This is a genomic window from Curtobacterium sp. USHLN213, from assembly GCF_037144815.1.
GTDB lineage: Bacteria > Actinomycetota > Actinomycetes > Actinomycetales > Microbacteriaceae > Curtobacterium.
Genome location: NZ_JBBCYQ010000001.1, coordinates 181,505 through 199,053 on the forward strand (window position 1 = coordinate 181,505; position 17,549 = coordinate 199,053).

The following is a 17,549-nucleotide window of genomic DNA, read 5'->3' on the forward strand; positions in this document are numbered from 1 at the left end:
GACGGCGCGCGCTCCTGCGAGCAGTCTTCATGCACGGGTGACGAACGCCGGCACCCGGGTCACGCGCCGTTGCATCGGCCGACCGGTCAGGCTCCAGCTCAACGGCGTCCGCCGGACGGCGACCACGAACCCGAGCGTCGCGACGACCACACCGACCGAGAGCACGAGGGTGAGCAGGGCGAACGGCACGGGTCCGGAGACCGGAGCGAGCGCGGTGGCCAGCCCGTGCAGGAACAGCTCGTGTGCGAGGAAGAGACCGTACCCGAGATCCTGCATGCGTTCGCCAGCACGCTTCGCCATCTCGGACCATCGCCCGGTCGACGCGACCAGCTGCATGCACGTCGCGACGACGGCGAGACCGAAGAGCACGTTCCACACGGACCGGAGCTCGCGGAGCAGGAGGTCGGTGCCGAAGGCCCCTGGATCCTCCGTCGAGGTCGCGATGCCGATGTACCCGGCACCGAACACCGCGAGCCCCACGATCAGGTGCACGACGTGCGCGCGGAACCACGTCGTCGCCAGCTCGAGGTTGGCCGCGAGGACCGCGCCGCCGATCACCCAGAGCGGGTACGCGACGCAGAGCCAGCCCACCGGGAAACCCGTCGGCGCAATCACCAGATCGAGTGCGACGACAGCGAGCTGCGCCACAGCGGCGAGCACGACGAGCACGGCCTGCGCGCGTCGCCCCAGGCGTGCGAGGAACTGGATGAGTGGCGCCAGGAGCGTCAACTGGATCGTGACGATCACGAAGTACAGGTGTGGCGCCGCCGAGCCGGTCAGGATCGACAGCACGACGCTACCGACCCCACCCACACCGGGACCGTTCGCCACGACCTCGACGCCGGTGTACAGCACAGACCAGACCAGGAACGGCCACGCGATGACGATCACACGCTTGACCGCCGACGACGATGACGCCGACCGCGCGATCAGGAACGCGGTGATGGTGATGAACAGGAAGCGCCCCTCCGGCGAGAGGGAGAGGACGACCTCGGCGAACGGGTCATCGGCCGTGCGCACTCGGGCGAACGCCTCGGCGTGGTTCCAGACCACCGTCAGGAACATGACGATGCGAAGTGGCGAGAGGAAGTGGACGCGCGGCTTGCTGCTCGTCGATGCACGCACGTCGCGCCCCCGTCACCGTCTGTGCGCATGGCACAACCCGTCAATGTACAGAATACAATATACCAAAGGTACGACGATGGTCCGGAACGGCCGGAAGCCCGGCACCCCTTCTCAGGGATGCCGGGCTTCCGGTACGGCTGCGCCGCTCGATCAGTTGGTCGAGCTGAGCTTCTCGCGGAGCGCTGCGAGCGAAGCGTCGTCGGCCAGGGTGCCCTGACCGTTCGACTCGGTCGCGAACGTCGAGGACGACGACGACGAAGCGGTCGCCGGGAGGTCGAAGCCACCCTGCGCCTCGTCGGCGATGGTCTTCGCGACCTGCGCCTTGTGGGCTTCCCAACGCGACTGGGCGGCAGCGTACTGACGCTCCCACTCCTCGCGCTGGGTGTCGAAGCCCTCGAGCCACTCGTTCGTCTCCGGGTCGAAGCCGTCCGGGTACTTGTAGTCGCCCTTGTCGTCGTACTCGGTCGGCATGCCGTAGAGCGCCGGGTCGAACTCGGAGCCTTCCGGGTCCACGCCCTCGTTCGCCTGCTTGAGGCTGAGCGAGATGCGACGACGGTCGAGGTCGATGTCGATGATCTTGACGAAGACCTCGTCGTTGACCGAGACGACCTGCTCGGCGAGCTCGACGTGCTTGTTCGAGAGCTCCGAGATGTGCACGAGGCCCTCGATGCCGTCGGCAACGCGGACGAAGGCACCGAACGGCACGAGCTTCGTGACCTTGCCCGGTGCGATCTGGCCGATCGCGTGGGTGCGGGCGAAGACCTGCCACGGGTCTTCCTGCGTGGCCTTGAGCGAGAGCGACACGCGCTCGCGGTCCAGGTCCACCTCGAGGATCTCGACGGTGACTTCCTGACCGACCTCGACGACCTCGCTGGCGTGCTCGATGTGCTTCCAGCTGAGCTCGGAGACGTGGACGAGACCGTCGACGCCGCCGAGGTCGACGAACGCACCGAAGTTGACGATCGACGACACGATGCCCTTGCGGACCTGGCCCTTGTGGAGGTTGTTGAGGAACGTGGTCCGGGACTCGGACTGCGTCTGCTCGAGCAGCGCGCGGCGCGAGAGGACGACGTTGTTCCGGTTCTTGTCGAGTTCGAGGATCTTCGCCTCGAGCTCCTGACCGAGGTACGGCGTGAGGTCGCGGACGCGACGCAGCTCGATGAGCGACGCCGGGAGGAAGCCGCGGAGGCCGATGTCGACGATCAGACCGCCCTTGACGACCTCGATGACCGTACCGGTCACGACGCCGTCGGACTCCTTGATCTTCTCGACGTCGCCCCAGGCGCGCTCGTACTGCGCACGCTTCTTCGACAGGATGAGGCGACCTTCCTTGTCCTCCTTCTGGAGAACCAGGGCCTCGACCTCGTCGCCGACCTCGACGACCTCGTTGGGGTCGACGTCGTGCTTGATGGAGAGTTCGCGCGAGGGGATGACACCCTCGGTCTTGTAACCGACGTCGAGGAGGACCTCGTCGCGGTCGATCTTCACGACGGTGCCGGAGATGAGGTCTCCGTCGTTGAAGAACTTCAGGGTCTTCTCGACCTCGGCCAGGAAGTCATCAGCCGAGCCGATGTCGTTGATGGCGACCTGCTTGGGAGCCTTGGTCGTGGTGGTTGTCATGTAGAGATTGCTCCGAACGGACATGAGTCGGGCCGAGACGGCGAGGGAGCGACCCCCTGGTCCGAACCGGATGCCGGTTCGAGCCGTCCTGGCGATGTGTTTGGTGAGCGCGGATTGCGCCGCACAAGTCTAACCGCAGCGAGCGAGCGCCCACAACCGGGCGTGTCGGATCGTGTCGGCCCCGATCGATCAGCCGAGCAGGGCGCTGCGGAGCGTGTCCAGACCGATGCTGCCGAGCGCGAGGGCCCGGTGGTGGAACGCCTTGAGGTCGAACGACGCACCCTCGCGGGCGGCCACCTCGTCGCGGATGGACTCCCAGACGCGCTGACCGACCTTGTACGACGGCGCCTGCCCGGGCCAGCCGAAGTAGCGCGCCACCTCGAACTGGACGAACTCGTCGGACATGTTCACGTTCTGGCGCATGAAGTCGAGGGCGTACTCCCACGTCCAGGCGCCACCGTCGGGGTTCGTCTTCTGCAGGTGGACGCCGATGTCGAGCACCACCCGGGCAGCACGCATGCGCTGCCCGTCGAGCATGCCGAGCCGGTCCCCGTCGTCGTCGAGGAAGCCGAGCTGCTCCATGAGGCGCTCGGCGTAGAGCGCCCAGCCCTCGACGTGCCCCGAGGACCCGGACAGCTGCCGACGCCAGGTGTTCAGCTCGCCGCGGTTGTAGACGCCCTGGCTGATCTGGAGGTGGTGGCCGGGGACACCCTCGTGGTAGACCGTCGTCTTCTCGCGCCAGGTGCCGAACTCGGTGACGCCCTGCGGCACGGACCACCACATGCGGCCGGCGCGCGAGAAGTCGTCGGACGGGCCGGTGTAGTAGATCCCGCCCTCTTGTGTGGGGGCGATCCGGCACTCGAGGCGCTTGATCGGGTCGGCGATGTCGAAGTACTTGCCGTCCATCGCCCGGATCGACTCGTCGCTCGTCTCCTGCATCCACCGCTGCAGGGCGTCGGTGCCGTGCAGCACCCGCGCCGGGTCGGCGTCGAGGACCTCGATCGCCCGGGCGACGCTCGCACCGGACTCGATGCGGTCGGCGATGCGCTCCTGCTCGTCACGCATCCGCGCGAGTTCCTCGATCCCCCACTGGTACGTCTCGTCGAGGTCGACGACCGCACCGAGGAACCGCCGGGAGTGCAGCTCGTACGCATCGCGCCCGACGGCGTCGACCGGCGTCGCGAGCGGCATCAGCTCGTGCTCGAGGAACTGCCCGAACGACCGGTACGCAGCAGCGGCGACCTCGGCCCCGCGGGCGAGCTCGGCCCGGAGCGGCTCGGGCACCGGACCACCGTCGTCGAACGCGGCGCCGTCGACCAGCTGCCGGAAGACGCCGTCCGCCGCACCGGTGCGGGTGGCCTGCTCGGCGATGAGCGCGACCTGGCGACGAGCGGGCGTGACGTCCTCGCGCGTTCCCTCGAGCAGGGTCTCGCGGATGCCCTCGATCGCGTCGGGGAGCGCGTGCAGCCGACTCGCGATGTCCTGCCAGTCGGACTCGGTCGCGGTCGGCATGAGGTCGAGGACGTCGCGCACGGACTGCGCCGGGCTGGCGATGACGTTGAGGTCGCGGAGGTGGAGCTTGCGGTCGAAGGACTCCTGGACGAGGTCGAGCTCGGCACCGAGGTCGGTCTTCGTCACCTCGTCGACGGCGTCCACCGCGTCGACGGCGTCCAGCGCACGCTTCGCGGCGCGCGCCGCGTCCGCCATGGCCGCCGCACCGGCGGGCGACGTGTCGCCGTACTCCCCCGTCCGCCCCGGGACGCCGATGTACGTGGCGACGGTCGGGTCGAGGTCGACGAGGGTGGACACCCAGTCCTCGGCGACGCGGTCGACGGCGGAGGGCTGGCGGACAGGACGGTCATCGGTCATGCTCACGACCCTATCCACGACCGCTCACGACGTGGGACCCGCGGGACTGGAGGCGCGGTGCGGGCCCGCACCGTGCCTCCAGTCCCGCGAGCGGTCGCGCCTCAGTGCGCAGCGGCTTCCCAGTTCGGGCCGACGCCCACGGACACGTCCAGCGGGACGGTCAGCTCGGCCGCGCCGCCCATGCGGGTGCGGAGGATCTCCTCGACCCGCTCCTGCTCGCCGGGCGCGACCTCGAGGATGAGCTCGTCGTGCACCTGCAGCAGCAGGTGCGACGCGAGCCCGCCGTCGCGGAGGTCGGCGGCGACGCCGAGCATCGCGATCTTCATGATGTCGGCCGCCGAGCCCTGGATCGGCGCGTTCAGCGCCGCGCGCTCGGCGTTCTCGCGGAGGACGCGGTTCGGGCTCTTCAGGTCGGGGAACGGGCGACGGCGGCCGAAGATGGTCTCGGTGTAGCCGTCCTCGCGCGCCTGCTCGACGACACCGCGCAGGTAGTCGCGCACCGCGCCGAACCGGGCGAAGTACTCGTTCATGAGGGTGCGCGCCTCGGACTGCTCGATGCGGAGCTGCTTCGACAGGCCGAACGGGCTGAGGCCGTAGGCGAGGCCGTACGACATCGCCTTGACCTTCGTGCGCATCTCGGGCGTGACGTCGGCCGGCTCGACCGAGAACACCCGGGCGCCGACGAACCGGTGCAGGTCCTCGCCCTCGTTGAAGGCCTGGATCAGACCCGGGTCACCGGACAGGTGCGCCATGATGCGCATCTCGATCTGCGAGTAGTCGGCCGTGATGAGCGTCGTGTAGGGCTCGGCGACGGCGAACGCCGACCGGACCCGGCGCCCCACCGCGGTCTTCACCGGGATGTTCTGCAGGTTCGGGTCGGTCGAGGAGATGCGGCCGGTGCTGCTGCCGGTCTGCTCGTACCGGGTGTGGATGCGTCCGTCGACGATCGCGGCGTCGAGCGTGTCCACGATCTGCCGGAGCTTCGTGGCGTCGCGGTGCTGGAGCAGCAGCCCGAGGAACGGGTGCGGGTGCTGTTCCTGCAGGTCGGCGAGGCTCGCGGCGTCGGTCGAGAACCCGGTCTTCGTCTTGCGGGTCTTCGGCATCGCGAGCTCGGTGAAGAGGACCTCTTGCAGCTGCTTCGGCGACCCGAGGTTCACCTCGTGCCCGATCTCGGCGAAGGCCTGCTGCGCGAGTTCGGCCGCGCGCTCCCCTAGGTCGTGCGACAGCCCGGTGAGCACCGGACGGTCGATCGCGACACCCGTGGTCTCCATGCCGGCGAGGACCGGGACGAGCGGGAGCTCGATGTCGTCGAGGACGGTGAGCGAGGACTCGTCGAGACGCGCACGCAGCGCGGTGGTGACCCGGAGCACGAACCACGCGTGCACGCCGACGTTCACCGGGTCGGTCTCGGGGACGAGCTGGTTCGGGTCGGCCGTGGGGAGCTCTTCGCCGAGTTCCTGGTAGACGAGGTCGGCGAGGGGCTGCCCCTGCTTGCCCGGCTGCGCGAGCCACCCGGTCAGGCGGGCGTCGCCGGCGATGCCGTTCACCTCGAAGCCGACCGTGGCGAGTGCCTTGATCGCGGTCTTGGCGTCGTGGAAGTGCTTCGGGGCGTCGGAGGCGAACCACGCCGACAGCTGCTCGTAGTCCTTCGCGCCGCTGCCGCCCGGGACGAGGACGGCGTCGTCGTGCGTGGCGATGCCGATCGCGCTGAGGCGGCCGTCGATGACCTCGACCGCGACGCCGTAGCCGTTCGCCGCCTCGGCCGCGTTGCGCCGCTCGAGCCAGTAGCCGAGCTCCTCGTCGATGAGGGTCTTGACCGCGGGCGGCGTCGGCGCACCGCTGTCGACCGAGCCCTCGACCGCGCTGGACTCCGACGGCTCGCCGGAGCCCGCGACCTTGAACACGCGGTCGAGCAGCGTGCGGAACTGCAGCTTCGCGAAGAGCTCGCGCACCGCGGCCTCGTCGAGGGGACGGAGTGCGACGTCAGCCGGCCCGACGGGCAGTTCCACGTCGTTCACGAGCCGGTTGAGCTTCCGGTTGCGGATCGCCCGGTCCTTCTGCTCGCGCAGGTTGTTGCCGACGACGCCCTTGATCTCGTCGGCGTGCTCGAGGACACCGTCGAGGGAGCCGTACGCCGTGATCCACTTCACCGCGGTCTTCTCGCCGACCTTGTCGATGCCGATGAGGTTGTCGCTGGTCTCGCCGACGAGCGCCGCGATGTCGGGGTACTGGTGCGGCTCGATGCCGTACCGCTCGTACACCTTGTCGCGGTCGTACCGGGTGAGCTCGGAGACGCCACGGACCGACGGGTACAGCAGCGTGACGTCGTCGTTCACGAGCTGGATCGAGTCACGGTCGCCGGACACCACGTAGACCTGGTAGCCCTGTTCGGAACCCTGGCGGGCGAAGGTGGCGAGGATGTCGTCGGCCTCGTAGTCCTCCTTCGTGACGGTGGTGATGCCCATCGCCTCGAGCGCCTGCTGGAGGAGCGGGATCTGGCCCTTGAACTCGGCCGGGGTCTCGGAGCGGGTGCCCTTGTAGTCCTCGTACTCACGCGTGCGGAACGAGAAGCGCGAGATGTCGAACGCGACCGCGAGGTGGGTCGGCTTCTCGCGCTGGAGGAGCATGAGCAGCATCGAGATGAAGCCGTGGATGGCGTTCGTGTGCTGCCCGTCACGGTTCACGAAACTGTCGACCGGCAGCGCGTAGAAGGCCCGGAAGGCGAGCGAGTGGCCGTCGATGACCATGAGGGTAGGCTTTGCGGAGTCCGACACCCGGACAGCCTACCGACGCCATCCGACACGGGAGTCCGCCAGCGTGACCGACCGAGCTGCCACCACCGGGACCGTCGACGAGCGCCTCGCCGACCGTGGGATGGGCGAGCTCGCCGAGAAGATGGGCATGGTCATCACGGAGCTCACGGCCGAGCGCGCGGTGGGCACGATCCCGGTCGAGGGCAACCGTCAGCCCGTCGGACTCCTGCACGGCGGCGCCTACGTCGTCCTGGCCGAGAGTCTCGGGTCGATGGCCGCGAACGTGCACGCCGGTCCCGGCCGGTACGCGGTCGGCATCGAGCTGAACGCCTCGCACTCCCGGAGCGCCACGAGCGGCCTGGTCACCGGTACCTGCACGGCACTGCACCTGGGCAACACGCTCACCACGCACGAGATCGTCCTCACCGACGACCAGGGGCGGCGCTGCTCCACCGTGCGCATCACCAACATGATCCGCGAAGCCCGCTGACCCCGGCGGGCGTCACGAAGGAGTGACCCGTGCCCGCCACCGACTGGAGGATCGAACTGATCCTCGTCCCCGTCAGCGACGTCGACCGATCCCGCGAGTTCTACGAACGGATCGGCTTCTCGATCGACCACGACCAGCGCGTCTCCGACGAGCTCCGCTTCGTGCAGGCCACCCCGCCCGGGTCCGCCTGCTCCATCGCGTTCGGCGAGGGCATCATGTCCCCGGACGTCGCCCCCGGTTCGCTCAAGTCGATCCAGGTCGTCGTCCCGGACGCCGACGAGGCACTCGCGCACCTGCAGGGGCTCGGCGTCGATGCGATCGGCGTGGACGAGATGGCGTGGGGACGGTTCGTCTTCTTCACCGATCCCGACCAGAACGCGTGGACGCTGCAGCAGCTCCCGGCGCGCGGATGACCGGTCAGTCCTCGGGCGGGCGCTGCAGCAGCAGTCGGGCGTCGCCGAACCCGAGGCGGCGGTAGAGCGTCTCGCCCTCGACGCTCGAGTGCACCGACGTCCGCTCCGCACCGAGCTCGTCGGCGGCGTCGAGCAACGCGGTCACGAGGCGCTTCGCGACGCCGGCGCCCCGCAGGTCGGGGTGGACGTAGACGGTCTGCACGTCCGCGGTCAGCCGTCGCCCGGGCCGGTCCGGCGTCGGGGGCCGTGCGACGAGCCCGAGCCACGCCATGCCGAGCACCCGGCCGTCGCGTTCAGCCACGACGCAGCGGTGCGTGTCGGTGTGGGCGGCGGCGAACGCCGACATCGCCTCGCGGTACTCGTCCGGGGTCACGGCCGGCGTCGCACCGCCTTCGTCGACGCTCCACCGCCATCGCAGGTCGGCCACCGCCGGCATGTCGTCGGGCCTGGAGGCACGGATCACCACGTCGTCCATGGCTCCACCCTGCCAGGTGGTCGGCCTGGCGCGCGCTCGGGTCGCTACTTCTTGGCGCTGAGCTGCTCGATGATCGCCTTGGCGACGTCGTGCATGGTCAGGCGGCGGTCCATCGAAGCCTTCTGGATCCAGCGGAACGCCTCGGGCTCGGTGAGGCCCATCTTCTCGTTGAGCAGGCCCTTGGCGCGGTCGACGAGCTTGCGGGTCTCGAAGCGCTCGACGAGGTCGGCGACCTCGGCCTCGAGCGTGATGATCTGCTGGTGCCGCGAGAGGGCGATCTCGATCGCGGGCAGGAGGTCGTTCGGCGTGAACGGCTTGACGACGTAGGCGAGGGCGCCGGCCTCGGTCGCACGCTCGACGAGGTCCTTCTGGCTGAACGCCGTGAGGAGGACCACGGGGGCGATGTGGTTCTTCGAGAGCTTCTCGGCGGCGGAGATGCCGTCGAGCTGCGGCATCTTGACGTCCATCACGACGAGGTCGGGACGGAGGTCGGTCGCGAGCTGCACGGCGGTCTCGCCGTCACCCGCTTCGCCCACGACGTCGAACCCGTTGTCGCGGAGGATCTCGACGATGTCGAGGCGGATGAGCGACTCGTCCTCGGCGACGACGACGCGACGGGGTGCTGTTGCAGTTGCTTCTGTGTCACTCACACCCAGAAGCCTACTAGACGTCGGAAGTCGCGTTCGTCAGGCGGAGAGTCCTGCGTTGTACGAGTGGCGGGACTCGAACCCGCACGCCGTGAAGCAGAGCATTTTGAGTGCCCCGTGTCTACCATTCCACCACACTCGCGTAGGGCATCAGGCTAGCAGGACGCCCGCTCGCGGACGTGCACCGGCCGGCTCCGTCGCGCTCGCGGGCAGGCGCACGTCGAACACCGCGCCGCCGAGCTCGCCGTCACCCCCGTGCGCGAGCGAACCGCCGTGCGCGACGGCGATCCCGCGCGCGATCGGCAGCCCGAGGCCGGCGCCGCCGGAGCGGGTGTCCCGAGCGTCCTCGAGCCGGACGAGTCGGTCGAACACGCGCTCGCGGTCGGCTGCCGGGATCCCGGGGCCGTCGTCCTCGACACGGAGCAACATGCCACCCGGTCCAGTGCTGAGCGCGAGCCGGACCGTGCCGGTGCCCCCGGTGGCCCTCGCGGCGTTGTCGACCAGGTTGCCGAGCACCTGGGCGAGCCGGTCCGGGTCCACGTCGGCGTCGACCGGGTGCTCGGGGACCTCGACGCCCAGCTCCACGCCGGGCAACCGGATGCGGAGCCGCTCGGCCTCGGTGTCGAGCCAGCCGACGAGGTCCGTCCGGCGCCGGTCGAGGGCGATCCCACGGTCCAGCCGCGCCATCGTCAGCATGTCGTCGACGAGCCGAGCCGCCCGGTCGGCCTGCCGCACGACGTGCACCGCGAGCAGCTCGTTCGTCTCCGGGTCGTCCGGGCCGTTGCGCACGAGGGTGTCCGCCGCGGCCCGGACACCGGCGACCGGCGTCCGCAGCTCGTGGGCGGCGTCCGACAGGAACGCGCGCACCCGTTCCTCGGCGGCGACGGCCTGCGCCTCCGCGCCCTCGACCGCGTCGAGCATCTCGTCGAGGGCGAGCGCCACCCGGCCGATCTCCGTGTCCGTGCGGGACGGCCGGAGTCGGCGTCCGCGGTCCCCCGCGGTGATGGACCGGGCGGCGGCGGTCATCTCGTCGAGCGGGCGCAGCGAGCGTCGGACGACGAGCACGACACCCACGACGGCGACGCCGAGGAAGGCGGCGGACGCACCGCCCATCACCCAGCCGAGCTGCGCCAGGGTCTCCTGCACGTCGCGCGTGCCGGCGGTCAGCGTGATGCGGGTGCCGTCCTCGAGGTCCGAGCGGAGGGTCAGCACACCGTCGTCCTCGTGCACCGACGACGACGTGATGGTGGCGCCGGCACTGTCGGACGAGCCGGTGGTCGACGGAGCCGCCGAGGACCGGGCCGCCGGTCCGGGCAGGCCTGTCGGGTCGGGTGGCCCCTTCCGCAACTGCTCGGGGCTGGGGCCGGCCTCGATCGCGGCGCCGTCGGGTTCGACGATCCGCACGGAGAGCCCCTGCGCCGACAACCGGTCGGCGAGGTCGCTCGCGTCGAGCACCCCGACGAGCGCGGCCGCAGCGGACGCCCGGTCACGCAGGCGGTCCTCGACCTGGGCGGTCAGTCGGGCGCCGAGGACGGCCTCGACCGCGACGACGAGGGCCGTCAGCAGGACCGCGAGGAGCACCAGGATCGCGACCACGGTCCGCAGCCGGAGCGAGGTGGTCCGTAGGCGTCCGTCGCGCATCACGCCGCGCCCCGGTCCACCGCGAGCCGGTACCCGAGGCCCCGGACGGTGTGCACGAGCCGCGGCCCGTGCGCCTCCATCTTCCGCCGCAGTGCGCTGAGGTGCACCTCGACCAGGTTGGGTGCGATGTCCTCGTAGCCCCAGACCTGGGTCGTGATCTGCCCCTTCGACACCGTCCGTCCGCGGCTCTCGGCGAGGAACCGGAGGAGTCGGAACTCGGTCGCGGTCAGGTCGAGCAGCACGCCGGCACGACGGACCGTGGAGCCGTCGGGGTCGAGCACGAGGTCGCCCACCTCGATCACGGACGGCACCCGTCCTCGGCGCCGGAGCACCGCCGTCACCCGGGCGACGAGTTCGGCCATCGCGAAGGGCTTCACGACGTAGTCGTCCGCCCCCTCGGCGAACCCGCGCAGTCGGTCGTCGAGCTCGTCCCGCGCGGTGGTCATCACGACGGCGGCGTCCGACCTGGCCCGGATGCGGGCGGCGAGCAGGATGCCGCTCGGCCCGGGGAGCATCCAGTCGAGCAGGACGAGGTCCGGGGCGGTGCGGTCGAGGTCGGCGGCGATGGAACGGCCGTCCGCGACCTCGGCGACGGAGAACCCCTCGGCGCGGAGGGTCGTCACGACGGCGGTGCGGAGGGAGTCGTCGTCCTCGACGACCAGGATGCGGGCGGGTGCGGTCACGGCGGACACCGTAGGTCGGCTCCGCCAGCACGGAGCATGGAACGGTCTGGAGAAACCCTGTGCTCCACGAATGCTTCAGTCCTGCTTCAGATTCGAACCCGAGCGTCGTCCTCGTCGGCGGACCGACCCGGTCGACCGACGGACGAACAGGAGAACACCATGGAGAACGAACAGGGCACGAAGCGTCGCCGGACCCTCCGCGCGGTCGGGATCGGATCCGCAGCGGCGGCCGTGCTGGTCCTCGGCGGGATCGGGGTGAGCGCAGCAGTGGCCGCCCCCGCCACGCCGAGCGCATCGGCGACCGGAGCCCCGTCCGGAGCACCGAGCGGCGCACCGACCGGCGCGCCCACGGACGGACCCGCCGCCGGGCCCGCCGGGAAGGGCGACTCGACGGGCACCGCCCCCGGCTGCGTCGCCGGCCCGCTCGCCGACGGGAAGGCGCCGACCCCGCCGAAGGACGGCACGGCTCCGACCCCGCCGAAGGACGGGAAGGCACCCAAGCCCCCGAAGGACGGCACGGCACCCACCCCGCCGAAGGACGGCGAGGCACCCACCCCGCCGGCCGCACCCGACGCGGGCGCCACCTCGACACCGGAGCCGACGACCGGGTCCTGACCACCCCGCACCCGCCGCGGGAGGCGCGCGCCGTCGGCCGACGGACCGACGTGTGCCGCGCCTCCCGAGCCGGCGGAGCCGTCCGCTCAGGGACGCTCGATCGCCTCGATCGCCGCCACCACGCCCGCCCGCCGCGGCGACCGACGCGGCAACGCCGCGAGCAGCGCCCGCAGCACCTGCTCGTCCGCCGCGCCGTCCGCGGTGCGTGCCCACGCCTGCAGCGCGTCCACCCCGCCGTCCTGGAGGAGCGACTCACGGAACCGGGACCGGACGCGGTCACGCAGGTCGTCGACCCCGGGCGACGCGGACCCCGGCAGGACCGGTCCGGTGTACCGGTCGACGGCCTGGAGGCGCGCCCCGCGGTCGAGCGCGGACAGGACCGTCTCGACGTCGGTCCGGATCCCCTCCAGGCGGTACGGCCTGGACGTCAGGCGCGCGTCGAGCGCGTGGTGGGCGAGGACACGGCGGAGCCGCACCACCTCGGCCCGCAGCGTCTGGACGGCCCGCGGGTCGCCGTAGACGGCGACCGCGAGGTCCGCGGCGGCCAGTCCCTGCGGGTTCGCGGCGAGCACCGCGAGGATCTCCGAGTGCCGCTCCGACAACGCGACCGACCGCGACCCGACGTGCAGCGTCGCGGTGTCGGACCCGAGCAGGGTGAGCTCGGCGGACGGGGCCGCAGCCGGACGGTGTGCGGTCCGGGCCGAGAGCGCCGCCAGTGCGAGTTCGGCCTCGGCCGCCGCGGCCGTCGCCGTCAGGAGCGGCAGCGTGTGGCGTTCGACGGCGCGGTCGTCGCCCGTGATGTCGAGCGCGCCGACCACCGTGCCCGCGGCGTCGCGGAGCGGGACCGCCGTGCAGGAGAACCCCTTCACGGCCGTCGCGTAGTGCTCCTCGGCGTGGATCTGCACGGCGCGTCCGAGCCGGAGCGCGGTCCCCGGAGCACTTGTCCCGGCGCGTTCCTCGGCCCAGTCGGCACCGGGGACGAACCCCATGCCCTCCGCGGCGCGCCGGGCGGATCGTGCGCCGTCCACCCAGACGAGCCGACCCGATGCGTCCGCGAGGGCGACGACGCACCCCGCCGACCGGACGTCGTCGAGCAGGAGCCGTCGGACGACCGGCAGCGCGGTGCCGAGCGGACCGGCGCGGCGCAGGGAGTCGAGTTCGTCCTCGCCGATCGAGGGCGTCGGCACGGTCTCGGGGTCGACGCGGGCGGAGCGGCGCCAGGACGCGGCGACGAGCGGGCGGAGACCGGACGGTTCGCGCATGCGCCCTCCTGTCCGGTCCCCGTCGCGTCGTCGCGAGCGGTGCGGTCAGCCTACGTCCGGCACCCCGCTCGGGCCAGGGCCGGCGCTGACCAGGCCGAGATCCGCGAGCTCGGCATCGTCCAGCATCCGGGAGCGGGTGAGGAACCGCTTGCCCTCCGGGACCTCGAGGGAGAAGCCCGCGCCACGACCGTCCACGACGTCGATCGTGAGGTGGGTGTACTTCCAGTACTCGAACTGCGACCGCGACATGTACACCTCGACGGGCGCGATGCCGTCGACCTCGAGCGCGCCGAGGAGCACGTCGCCCGAGCCGGTCATGAACATGCCGACGGGGTAGCACATCGGGCTGGAGCCGTCGCAGCACCCGCCCGACTGGTGGAACATGAGCGGGCCGTGCCGGGCGGCGAGGGAGCGCAGGAGCTCCCCCGCCGCCGGCGTCACCGCCACGCGGGCGGTGGCGGGCCGGTCGTCGGTGTCGGGCATCAGAAGAAGCCCATCGGGCCCTCGGCGTAGGACACCAGCAGGTTCTTCGTCTGCTGGTAGTGCTCCAGCATCATCTTGTGGTTCTCCCGTCCGATACCGGACTGCTTGTAGCCGCCGAACGCCGCTCCGGCGGGGTACTGGTGGTAGGTGTTCTCCCACACGCGCCCGGCCTGGATGTCACGGCCGGCGCGGTAGAGCGTGGTGGCCTCACGGCTCCACACCCCGGCGCCGAGGCCGTACAGCGTGTCGTTGGCGATCGAGATCGCGTCGTCGTAGCCGCTGAAGCTCGTCAGCGCGAGGACCGGGCCGAAGATCTCCTCCTGGAAGATCCGCATCGAGTTGTCCCCCTCGAACACCGTCGGCGTGACGTAGTACCCGCCGGACAGCTCCCCGCCGAGGTCCGCCCGCTCGCCACCGGTGAGGAGCTTCGCGCCCTCCTGCTTCCCGATGTCGATGTAGCTCAGGATCTTCTCGAGCTGGTCGTTCGACGCCTGCGCGCCGATCATCGTCGACAGGTCGAGCGGGTGCCCCTGCTTGACGGCGCGCACCCGGTCGAGGCCGTCCGCGACGAAGCCGTCGTAGATCTCCCGCGCCACGAGCGCCCGCGACGGGCAGGTGCAGACCTCGCCCTGGTTGAGGTTGAAGAACGCGAAGCCCTCGAGTGCCTTGTCGTAGAAGGCGTCCTGCTGCTGGGCGACGTCGGCGAAGAAGACGTTCGGGCTCTTGCCGCCGAGTTCGAGCGTCACGGGGATGAGGTTCTGCGACGCGTACTGCATGATGAGCCGGCCCGTGGTCGTCTCCCCCGTGAAGGCGACCTTGCGGATGTCCGGGTGCTGCGCGAGCGGTGCACCGACCTCGATGCCGAAGCCGTTCACGACGTTGAGGACACCGGCCGGGAGCAGGTCCCCGATCAGGTCGATGAGCACGTGGATGGACGCCGGCGTCTGCTCGGCCGGCTTCAGGACGACGCAGTTGCCCGCCGCCAGTGCCGGAGCGAGCTTCCACACCGCCATCAGGATGGGGAAGTTCCACGGGATGATCTGCCCGACGACGCCGAGCGGTTCGTGGAAGTGGTAGGCCACGGTGTCGTGGTCGATCTCCCCCGTCGAGCCCTCCTGCGCGCGGATCGCCCCGGCGAAGTAGCGGAAGTGGTCGATCGCCAGCGGGATGTCCGCGCCGATGGTCTCGCGGATGGGCTTGCCGTTCTCCCACGTCTCCGCGACCGCCAGGGCCTCGAGGTTCTGCTCCATCCGGTCCGCGATCCTGTTGAGGATGCCGGCGCGTTCGGCGACGCTCGTCCGACCCCAGGCCGGGAACGCCTTCCACGCGGCCTCGACCGCACGGTCGACGTCGGTGGAGTCGCCGCGGGCGATCTCGGTGAAGACCTTGCCGGTGACGGGGGTGGGGTTCTCGAAGTACTGTCCCCCGGCCGGCGGGACGTACGCGCCGCCGATGTAGTGGTCGTACCGGGAACGGTACGAGACGAGGGACCCCTCCTCGCCGGGTGCGGCGTAGGTGGATGGTGACGGTGCGATGGTCATGGTGGACACCTTTCGACGACTCTGTCGGGGCGCTGGGTCCGCGCCTGCCCGAACGCTACGGCGGCGCGGGTTGCATCCGGTTGCACCGCTCCGCGGCGCTTCGCCCTCCGCGCGACGAACCGACCGCTGCCGGCCGAGGTAGCGTCGGAGCGAGCAGACCTGACAGGGAGGAGTGCTCGTGGACTCTCGTGCCGTCCGCACGTTCCGCGTGTTCGTCATCGTCACCGCGGTCGTCGCCATCGCGCTCGGCATCGTCGCGATCGTCTGGCCACGGCCGTCGCTCGTCGTCGTCGCACTGCTGTTCGGCGTGTACCTCGTCGTGGCCGGCGCACTGCGGGTGTTCGCCGCGGTGCGGGGCCACGGCACGCCGCCGGTGTGGCGCTGGACCTCCGGCGTCGTCGGTGGCCTGGTCGGGGTCGCCGGACTCGTGACGCTGCTGGACCCCGCCGTCCCGCTCGTCGTCTACGCGGTGCTCGCCGGCGTCGGCTTCATCGTCGAGGGGATCGCGTCGTTGATCGGCGGCTTCGTGGGACACCCGGGGTCGTCGCGGGTCCCGTCGATCGTGAGCGGGGTGCTCTCGATCCTGGGCGGCGTGGTCGTGCTCGTCGCGCCGGGGCTCGCGCTGACCGTGTTCATGGTCTTCTCGGGCATCGCGCTCATCGTCGTCGGCGCCGCGGCCCTGCTGCTGCTCCCGCCCCGGGCGGCCGTCCGTCGCTAGCGGGGCCTCTACGGTCCTCGGGCTAGGCGCTGCCCGTCCCGAACAGCAGCCCGAGCCCGTAGGTGACCGCTGCCGCACCGAACCCGATCGCGAGCTGCCGGAGCGCCCGACGCAGGGGCGACGCACCGCTCAGCACGCCGACCACCGCGCCCGTGCCGAGCAGGGCGATCCCGACGAGGAGCGCCGCGACCGCGATCGCCGCCCATCCCTCGAGGCCGAACAGGTACGGGAGCACCGGGATGATCGCCCCCGACGCGAAGAAGCAGAAGCTCGAGACCGCCGCGCTCATGCCGTTGCCGATGGCCTCGTGGTCGTCCACCGGCGCCGTGCCCGTCACCGCGGCTCCGCCGAGGACGTCGTCGGCGTGCTGCTGGGCCTGGGCCTCGGACATGCCCCGAGCGCGGTACACGAGGGCGAGCTCGTTCGCGTCGACGTCGAGGTCCGCGACGGCCCGGCCGGCTTCGGGGTGCGGCGCCGATGCCGTGAGGAGCTCGCGCTGCGACCGCACCGAGACGTACTCCCCCGCCCCCATCGACAGCGCGCCGGCGAGGAGTCCCGCGATGCCGCTCAGGAGGACGAAGTGCCGGTCCGCCCCGGACGCGCTGACGCCGATGATGAGCGCCAGGTTCGACACGAGGCCGTCGTTCGCGCCGAACACCGCGGCTCGGAAGGTGCCGGACAGACGCATCCGCCCGCGGTTGGCGAGCCCGCGGACGACCTCGCCGTGGATCCGTTCGTCGGCCGCCATGCTCGCGGTCGCGTCGGCGTCGTCGGCGTACGGCGAGCGGTCCTCGGCGCGCTGCATGAGCGCGAGGACGAACACCGACCCGAACCGCTTCGCCAGCGACGCGAGCACCCGGGTGCGGAAGCTCCCGCGCTGCGGCCGCCCGACGTCGTCGCCGAGCAGGTCGAGCCAGTGCTGCTCGTGCCGCCCCTCGGCCTCGGCCAGGGCGGACAGGATCTCGCGTTCCTCACCGTGTCGCCGGGCGGCGAGGTTCCGGTAGACGGCGGCTTCCGCCCGTTCGTCCGCCAGGTAGCGGCGCCAGCGTCGGACGTCGGTGCGCTGGGCGGTGGGTCGGGACTGGAGGCTCACACCGGCCATCCTGCCCGCTCGCGCGACCGCGTGGTCACGCGGCCGCGGGGCGGAACGCGACAGGGCGCGGACCGGAGGCTGCGTGCGTCGCCGCACCGTGCCTCCCGTCCGCGCCCTGTCG

16 protein-coding genes and 1 tRNA gene are annotated in these 17,549 nt (G+C 71.3%); 4 read left to right on the forward strand and 13 right to left on the reverse strand.

What is annotated here, in order from left to right; all coding sequences use genetic code 11:
* Positions 1–27 precede the first annotated feature (27 nt).
* The 4 genes from WFH25_RS00825 to polA form a co-directional block, all read right to left on the reverse strand.
* Positions 28–1,125, reverse strand: coding sequence for an acyltransferase family protein (locus WFH25_RS00825; RefSeq protein WP_336696516.1), 1,098 nt, complete (start codon positions 1,123–1,125; stop codon positions 28–30).
* A gap of 150 nt (positions 1,126–1,275) precedes the next feature.
* Entirely contained in the window at positions 1,276–2,745 is a 1,470-nt protein-coding gene (gene rpsA, locus WFH25_RS00830; RefSeq protein WP_070416219.1) for a 30S ribosomal protein S1, read from the reverse strand.
* A gap of 189 nt (positions 2,746–2,934) precedes the next feature.
* On the reverse strand, positions 2,935–4,614 hold the full coding sequence (locus WFH25_RS00835; RefSeq protein ID WP_336696517.1) for a DUF885 domain-containing protein: 1,680 nt from the start codon (positions 4,612–4,614) through the stop codon (positions 2,935–2,937).
* Between the two features lie 101 nt (positions 4,615–4,715).
* Positions 4,716–7,388, reverse strand: a complete 2,673-nt coding sequence (gene polA / locus WFH25_RS00840) for a DNA polymerase I (protein WP_229084965.1) — start codon at positions 7,386–7,388, stop codon at positions 4,716–4,718.
* 100 nt (positions 7,389–7,488) lie between these two features.
* Between polA and WFH25_RS00845 the strand changes: the two genes are divergently transcribed.
* Positions 7,489–7,857 (forward strand): PaaI family thioesterase, encoded by a 369-nt coding sequence (locus tag WFH25_RS00845; protein WP_071296366.1) that lies wholly within the window; start codon positions 7,489–7,491, stop codon positions 7,855–7,857.
* 29 nt (positions 7,858–7,886) lie between these two features.
* Complete coding sequence (locus WFH25_RS00850; RefSeq protein ID WP_336696519.1) at positions 7,887–8,270, forward strand: VOC family protein; 384 nt, start codon at positions 7,887–7,889, stop codon at positions 8,268–8,270.
* Between the two features lie 4 nt (positions 8,271–8,274).
* On the opposite strand, the gene WFH25_RS00855 is transcribed toward WFH25_RS00850, so the two are convergent.
* The 5 genes from WFH25_RS00855 to WFH25_RS00875 all read right to left on the reverse strand — a co-directional run bounded on the left by WFH25_RS00855 (position 8,275) and on the right by WFH25_RS00875 (position 11,716).
* Positions 8,275–8,745, reverse strand: coding sequence for a GNAT family N-acetyltransferase (locus WFH25_RS00855; RefSeq protein ID WP_336696521.1), 471 nt, complete (start codon positions 8,743–8,745; stop codon positions 8,275–8,277).
* A 44-nt stretch (positions 8,746–8,789) separates the two neighbouring features.
* Complete coding sequence (locus tag WFH25_RS00860; protein WP_022905562.1) at positions 8,790–9,395, reverse strand: ANTAR domain-containing response regulator; 606 nt, start codon at positions 9,393–9,395, stop codon at positions 8,790–8,792.
* 58 nt (positions 9,396–9,453) lie between these two features.
* Positions 9,454–9,534, reverse strand: a tRNA-Leu gene (locus WFH25_RS00865).
* Positions 9,535–9,542: 8 nt separating this feature from the next.
* On the reverse strand, positions 9,543–11,033 hold the full coding sequence (locus tag WFH25_RS00870) for a HAMP domain-containing sensor histidine kinase (RefSeq protein WP_336696523.1): 1,491 nt from the start codon (positions 11,031–11,033) through the stop codon (positions 9,543–9,545).
* Positions 11,033–11,716: a response regulator transcription factor gene (locus WFH25_RS00875; protein ID WP_071296365.1), complete on the reverse strand. Its 684-nt coding sequence runs from the start codon at positions 11,714–11,716 to the stop codon at positions 11,033–11,035. Before WFH25_RS00875 ends, WFH25_RS00870 begins: the two co-directional genes overlap by 1 nt.
* Before the next feature lie 159 nt (positions 11,717–11,875).
* Here WFH25_RS00875 and WFH25_RS00880 point away from each other — a divergent pair, with 159 nt between their 5' ends.
* Positions 11,876–12,331 carry a hypothetical protein gene (locus WFH25_RS00880; RefSeq protein WP_336696524.1) on the forward strand — a complete coding sequence of 152 codons (456 nt, stop codon included), beginning with the start codon at positions 11,876–11,878 and terminating at the stop codon, positions 12,329–12,331.
* A gap of 86 nt (positions 12,332–12,417) precedes the next feature.
* Here the strand turns inward: WFH25_RS00880 and WFH25_RS00885 are convergent, their stop codons facing one another.
* From WFH25_RS00885 to exaC, 3 genes are read right to left on the reverse strand one after another with little or no spacing between them, the layout of a single operon-like run.
* On the reverse strand, positions 12,418–13,593 hold the full coding sequence (locus WFH25_RS00885; RefSeq protein ID WP_336696525.1) for a GAF domain-containing protein: 1,176 nt from the start codon (positions 13,591–13,593) through the stop codon (positions 12,418–12,420).
* A gap of 45 nt (positions 13,594–13,638) precedes the next feature.
* A complete protein-coding gene (locus WFH25_RS00890; RefSeq protein ID WP_070416227.1) occupies positions 13,639–14,076 on the reverse strand; it encodes a DUF779 domain-containing protein in 438 nt (145 codons plus the stop codon).
* Positions 14,076–15,617: an acetaldehyde dehydrogenase ExaC gene (gene exaC, locus WFH25_RS00895; RefSeq protein ID WP_071296289.1), complete on the reverse strand. Its 1,542-nt coding sequence runs from the start codon at positions 15,615–15,617 to the stop codon at positions 14,076–14,078. The genes WFH25_RS00890 and exaC overlap by 1 nt, the downstream gene beginning before the upstream one ends.
* Positions 15,618–15,795: 178 nt before the next feature.
* On the opposite strand from exaC, the gene WFH25_RS00900 reads away from it, so the two are divergent.
* Complete coding sequence (locus tag WFH25_RS00900) at positions 15,796–16,335, forward strand: HdeD family acid-resistance protein (protein ID WP_070416229.1); 540 nt, start codon at positions 15,796–15,798, stop codon at positions 16,333–16,335.
* 22 nt (positions 16,336–16,357) lie between these two features.
* Here WFH25_RS00900 and WFH25_RS00905 read toward each other — a convergent pair whose 3' ends face one another.
* On the reverse strand, positions 16,358–17,437 hold the full coding sequence (locus tag WFH25_RS00905; protein ID WP_336696526.1) for a VIT1/CCC1 transporter family protein: 1,080 nt from the start codon (positions 17,435–17,437) through the stop codon (positions 16,358–16,360).
* Between the last annotated feature and the right edge of the window lie 112 nt (positions 17,438–17,549).